Consider the following 4,915-nt stretch of genomic DNA (forward strand, 5'->3'; position numbering starts at 1 on the left):
GGTTTGCGTCCACCACCTGATACTGCAGAGCGGTTTTTAACAGCGTGTGTTCCTTGACGAAGGCTTGCGCGTTGGCTGATGATCACATCAAACACAACTGATTCATTTGGTTCGATACCAAATACTGCATCGTTAAGAACAACTTGGCCAGCTTCTTTACCAGTTTGGTCAAATAATGTTACGTTTGCCATTGTGACTGATTTCCCCTTTCTTTATTATTTACCAGCTTTAACTGCTGATTTGATAGTGATAAGAGATTTCTTAGCACCTGGTACGTTACCTTTGATAAGGATAACGTTCTTTTCTGGAACAACTTGTACAACTTCAAGGTTTTGAATTGTTACGCGGTCGCCACCCATACGTCCTGCAAGGTTTTTACCTTTGAATACGCGGTTAGGTGCAACAGGTCCCATAGAACCTGGACGACGGTGGTAACGAGAACCGTGAGCCATTGGTCCACGTGATTGTCCGTGGCGTTTGATAACACCTTGGAAACCTTTACCTTTAGAAGTACCAGTTACGTCAACAACGTCTCCAGCTGCGAATGTTTCAACTGTGATTTCAGCACCAACTTCCAAGCCTTCAACGTTTTTGAATTCACGAATGAAGCGCTTAGGAGCCGTGTTAGCTTTCGCTACATGTCCTTTAGCAGGTTTGTTGCTCAATACTTCGCGTTTGTCATCGAAACCAACTTGGATAGCGTTGTATCCGTCTGTTTCAACAGTTTTAACTTGAAGAACAACGTTTGGAGTTGCTTCAATAACTGTTACAGGGATCAATTCGCCAGCTTCAGTGAAGATTTGAGTCATTCCCACTTTTTTCCCTAAGATTCCTTTTGTCATGAGAAAATAGTTCCTTTTCTATATTTTTTATTCAAAAAGTTTTTAACGAGCGTTTTTTATGCTCAAATATCAAGCTTTAGATTAAAGTTTGATTTCTACGTTTACACCACTTGGAAGATCCAATTTCATCAAAGCATCAACTGTTTTTTGAGTTGGGTTAACGATATCGATCAAACGTTTGTGTGTACGCATTTCAAATTGTTCGCGAGAGTCTTTGTATTTGTGAGTCGCACGAATGATTGTGTAGAGGCTACGTTCAGTTGGAAGTGGGATTGGACCCGCAACTTGTGCACCTGTACGAGTAGCTGATTCTACGATTTTTGCAGCCGCTGTGTCAAGCGTACGGTGTTCGTAAGCTTTCAAACGGATACGGATTTTTTTATTTGCCATCTTTTTCTCCTTTTCGTCTATTTAAGATAATAGGCTAGCTCCACAAGAAAACCGACGCGGCGTTGCGTGGCAATGCAACCGAGCGTGTCGCAACCTCTTGCATCAAAGCTAAGGCTGTAATTTACAGCACCATAATAGAATAACACAAAGCCCCTGCGATTGCAAGGGTTTTGTTGCTGTTTTTTAAAATTTTTAACATGAAAATGTTTTCTTTTTTAGCAGGTCATTTATTTATGTATTCTATGGAAGAAAGTTACTCTCTCTTCACCTGTTCATAGATTTCTTTTCCGTCATTAAGCTTATCCCAAATCACTACTTGCCCACTTTGGAGCGATTTTTGCACATCTATAATTCGTTGGTTGGACGACCCTCGAAACTGGAGCATGAGATTTCTCTTAGTTCGGTCATACCGTCCATCGACAAGAATGTCAATCAATGATAAGAGTTCCAGTTTATCTGGAGTTTCCAACATCATTTCTTCCCATGTATAGCCCGTCCATGACCAGACGTCCTTGTCTGGCAATTCCTTTCGAATGCGCTTAACGAGCGGCAAAAGAATACCCGTATTGAGAAAGGGCTCCCCTCCCAGCAAGGTCAAGCCTTGAACATAAGGTTGAGCGAGATCTGTCATGATCTGTTCTTCTAATTCTGCTGTATAGGGAATGCCAGCATTGAAAGACCAAGTCGCTACATTATAACACCCCTCACAGTGAAACATACAGCCTGATACATAGAGAGAGTTACGCACGCCTTCGCCATCAACAAAGTTGAAGGCCTTGTAATCAATAATGCGACCTTGACTGAGTTCCTCGCTTTTCCATTCTTGTGGTTTTGGATTATTCATTCGCTACCTCTATCCAATAACGTTCGACTCCATTGCGAACATCCTCAAGGAGCCCACCATTTACTAAAATGACTGCTCTGCTAGCAGGATTATTTACGCTACAGGTCACAAGAGTTCTCTTGATGTTCTTTCCCTTAGCAACTTGCAAGCCCTGACGGAGAGTTTCCTTAGCATAACCCTTGCCTCTTTCTGATGGACGAATGGAGTAGCCAATGTGGCCAGCATAATTCAGTAACCCCTCATTCAGTCTCAATCGCAGATTCAAAAATCCTAGAGCACGACCTACATCATCAAATGATACAAATTGAATAGAAGGAACACGATTTTCAGGCAAGTTTATTCCCATCTCTTTTTGCATATTTGTTTCCAACCACTCTTCATACACAAAGTTCTCTGTATCCCAAAATCCTCCATCATGGGCTGATTGGCTCTTTTCAAACTCTGCCATCATCTCTAAAACTGTTTCTTTATCTGCTAATCTTGGTCTGCGTAGTTCCATCCTTACCTCCCACTATGAGAAAAGCGAGAGCTGACTCTCATACTCTTCGAAAATCAAATTCAAACCACGTCAGCGTCACCTTACCGTAGATATATGTAACTGACTTCGTCAGTCTTATCTACAACCTCAAAGCAGTGCTTTGAGCAACCTGCGGCTAGCTTCCTAGTTTGCTCTTTGATTTTCATTGAGTATCACTTTTATTTTTTCTTGTTCTTGTTTAAAAATTGTTCTCTGAGGCTAAGCAAACGTTCTTTCTTACCAGCTCCACCTTTAGAGTGTTTCTCGTGATAACGGGTCACTTGTGCACGCCCCTTATCGTCTAATTGATATTTTCCCATTTCAGTTCTTTCTAATTGGTTACTTGGTGACCAGCTATTTTAATCGTTGAGCCGTTCATGTGTTTGACACGCGCTGCGATTTCCTTGTGACGCCCATTGACCATCGGTCTCGCTTGAGGATTACCTAAATAGCCACAAGTCCGTTTAACAACGTCTACTGTTTTAGGGTCGCTATTGCCACAGTTAGGACAAGCAAATCCTCTCTCAGTTGGTTCAAAATCCCCTTCAAAGTCACACTTGTAGCAACGGTCAATTGGTGTATTGGTCCCAAGATAGCCCACACGGTCATAGGCATAGTCCCAGACAGCTTCCAAGGCCTTTGGATTTTGCTGAAGGACTGGATACTCACAATAATGGATGAAACCACCCGACGCACCTGCTTCTGGATAGACTTTCTCAAAATCCAATTTTTCAAACGGTGTTGGATTTTTACGAACATCGTAGTGGAAAGAGTTGGTGTAGTATTCCTTATCTGTAATATCAGGAATAGAGCCAAACTTGTCTGTATCTAGTCGACAAAAACGGTCTGTCAAACTTTCAGATGGTGTTGAGTAGATAGAGAAATGATAGCCATATTGATCTGACCACTCTTCTACACGGCGTTTCATATCGCGAATGATGTCTAGCGTGAATTCCTTAGCATCTGGATTACTTTCCCAGCTGTTACCAAAGAAAACTGTCGCTACTTCGTACAAACCGATATAGCCTAGTGAAACTGTCGCACGACGATTCTTAAAGAGCTGGTCAACGCTTTCTTCTTTACCTAGACGATGACCAAAAGCACCGTATTGATAAAGGATAGGAGCATTTGCTGGTGTTGCTTCCTTGGTCCGTTCGACACGATAAACTAGAGCATCTTCTGCAATGTTCATCCGCTCGTTAAAGATTTCCCAGAACTTATTCATATCACCTTCAGACTCAAGGGCAATACGAGGAAGATTGACCGTCACCACCCCTAGATTCATACGGCCAGAGTTAACTTCAACTCCATTTTCATCCTTCCATCCTTGAAGGAATGAACGACATCCCATCGGAACCTTGAAGGAACCTGTCAATTCGATAATCTTATCATAAGACAAGACATCTGGGTACATCCGCTTGGTTGCACACTCAAGAGCCAACTGCTTAATGTCGTAGTTGGGAGTCCCTTCTTCTAAGTTGAGTCCTCTTTTAAGCGTGAAGATAAGTTTAGGGAAGATAGCTGTGCGGTGTTCTGAACCAAGTCCCTTGATTCGGATGTTCAAGATAGCTTTTTGAATTTCACGCTCAAAACGATTGGTTCCCAGACCAAAACCTAGTGAAGTAAAAGGTGTTTGCCCATTTGAAGTGAAGAGAGTATTGATTTCATACTCGAGAGATTGCATGGCATCATAGATATCTTTTTGGGTTTTCTTCCAAGCGTAATCTTCCCGTTTGTCAGGTAAGACCCATTCTTCCGCATCCTTGAGGTGTTTTTGGTAATTCTTCTCTGCATAAGGCGCCAAAACTTCATCGATACGGTCAGCTGAACAGCCACCGTACTGGCTAGAAGCAACGTTGGCGATAATTTGAGAAATCTGAGCTGTCGCAGTCTGGATAGACTTGGGACTTTCTACCTCTGCATTTCCAATCTTAAAGCCATTCTCCAACATACCTTTAAAATCAATCAAACAGCAGTTAGTCATAGGTGTGTAGGGGCTATAATCCAAATCATGATAGTGGATATCCCCCTTTTGGTGGGCATTGGCTACGTGCTTAGGGAGCATTTGCAGTCCGATTGATTTCCCAACAATCCCCGCCGTCAAATCACGCTGGGTGTTAAAGACATCGCTGTCTTTATTAGCATTTTCATTGACAACGGCCTGGTCTTTGTTGAGAAGTTTATGGATGCTAAAGTTGATATCTGTCGCTTTTGAACGCTCAAAATCCCTTTGTGTCCGATAAGTAATATACTCCTCAGCTAGCGCATATTCTTTGGCTTCAAGGAGTTCATGTTCTACGATATTTTGAATTTCGTAAATCT

The 4,915-nt window shown here is 42.2% G+C and carries 7 protein-coding genes; all 7 read right to left on the bottom strand.

Annotation, left to right across the window (positions count from 1 at the left end; all coding sequences use genetic code 11):
• On the bottom strand, positions 1–191 hold a 191-nt coding region (rplD, locus tag ACLNCN_RS03310; RefSeq protein WP_424844613.1), incomplete at its 3' end, for a 50S ribosomal protein L4.
• A 24-nt stretch (positions 192–215) separates the two neighbouring features.
• Complete coding sequence (rplC, locus tag ACLNCN_RS03315; protein ID WP_000160197.1) at positions 216–842, bottom strand: 50S ribosomal protein L3; 627 nt, start codon at positions 840–842, stop codon at positions 216–218.
• An 81-nt stretch (positions 843–923) separates the two neighbouring features.
• Positions 924–1,232 (bottom strand): 30S ribosomal protein S10, encoded by a 309-nt coding sequence (rpsJ, locus tag ACLNCN_RS03320; protein WP_001284513.1) that lies wholly within the window; start codon positions 1,230–1,232, stop codon positions 924–926.
• A gap of 253 nt (positions 1,233–1,485) precedes the next feature.
• Positions 1,486–2,076, bottom strand: a complete 591-nt coding sequence (gene nrdG, locus ACLNCN_RS03325; RefSeq protein WP_084862771.1) for an anaerobic ribonucleoside-triphosphate reductase activating protein — start codon at positions 2,074–2,076, stop codon at positions 1,486–1,488.
• Positions 2,069–2,575 (bottom strand): GNAT family N-acetyltransferase, encoded by a 507-nt coding sequence (locus tag ACLNCN_RS03330; protein ID WP_084862770.1) that lies wholly within the window; start codon positions 2,573–2,575, stop codon positions 2,069–2,071. The genes nrdG and ACLNCN_RS03330 overlap by 8 nt, the downstream gene beginning before the upstream one ends.
• 197 nt (positions 2,576–2,772) lie before the next feature.
• Positions 2,773–2,913 (bottom strand): hypothetical protein, encoded by a 141-nt coding sequence (locus tag ACLNCN_RS03335; RefSeq protein ID WP_000521621.1) that lies wholly within the window; start codon positions 2,911–2,913, stop codon positions 2,773–2,775.
• Between the two features lie 11 nt (positions 2,914–2,924).
• Positions 2,925–4,915: anaerobic ribonucleoside-triphosphate reductase (nrdD, locus tag ACLNCN_RS03340; protein WP_424844614.1), on the bottom strand; the 1,991-nt coding region annotated here is incomplete at its 5' end.

This window comes from Streptococcus sp. CL8.13, assembly GCF_049737895.1.

Excerpts from the sequence above, each read along its gene's own strand:
- rplC (WP_000160197.1), bottom strand. The coding sequence starts at position 842 with ATGACAAAAGGAATCTTAGGGAAAAAAGTGGGAATGACTCAAATCTTC.
- rpsJ (WP_001284513.1), bottom strand. The coding sequence starts at position 1,232 with ATGGCAAATAAAAAAATCCGTATCCGTTTGAAAGCTTACGAACACCGT.
- nrdG (WP_084862771.1), bottom strand. The coding sequence starts at position 2,076 with ATGAATAATCCAAAACCACAAGAATGGAAAAGCGAGGAACTCAGTCAA.
- ACLNCN_RS03330 (WP_084862770.1), bottom strand. The coding sequence starts at position 2,575 with ATGGAACTACGCAGACCAAGATTAGCAGATAAAGAAACAGTTTTAGAG.
- ACLNCN_RS03335 (WP_000521621.1), bottom strand. The coding sequence starts at position 2,913 with ATGGGAAAATATCAATTAGACGATAAGGGGCGTGCACAAGTGACCCGT.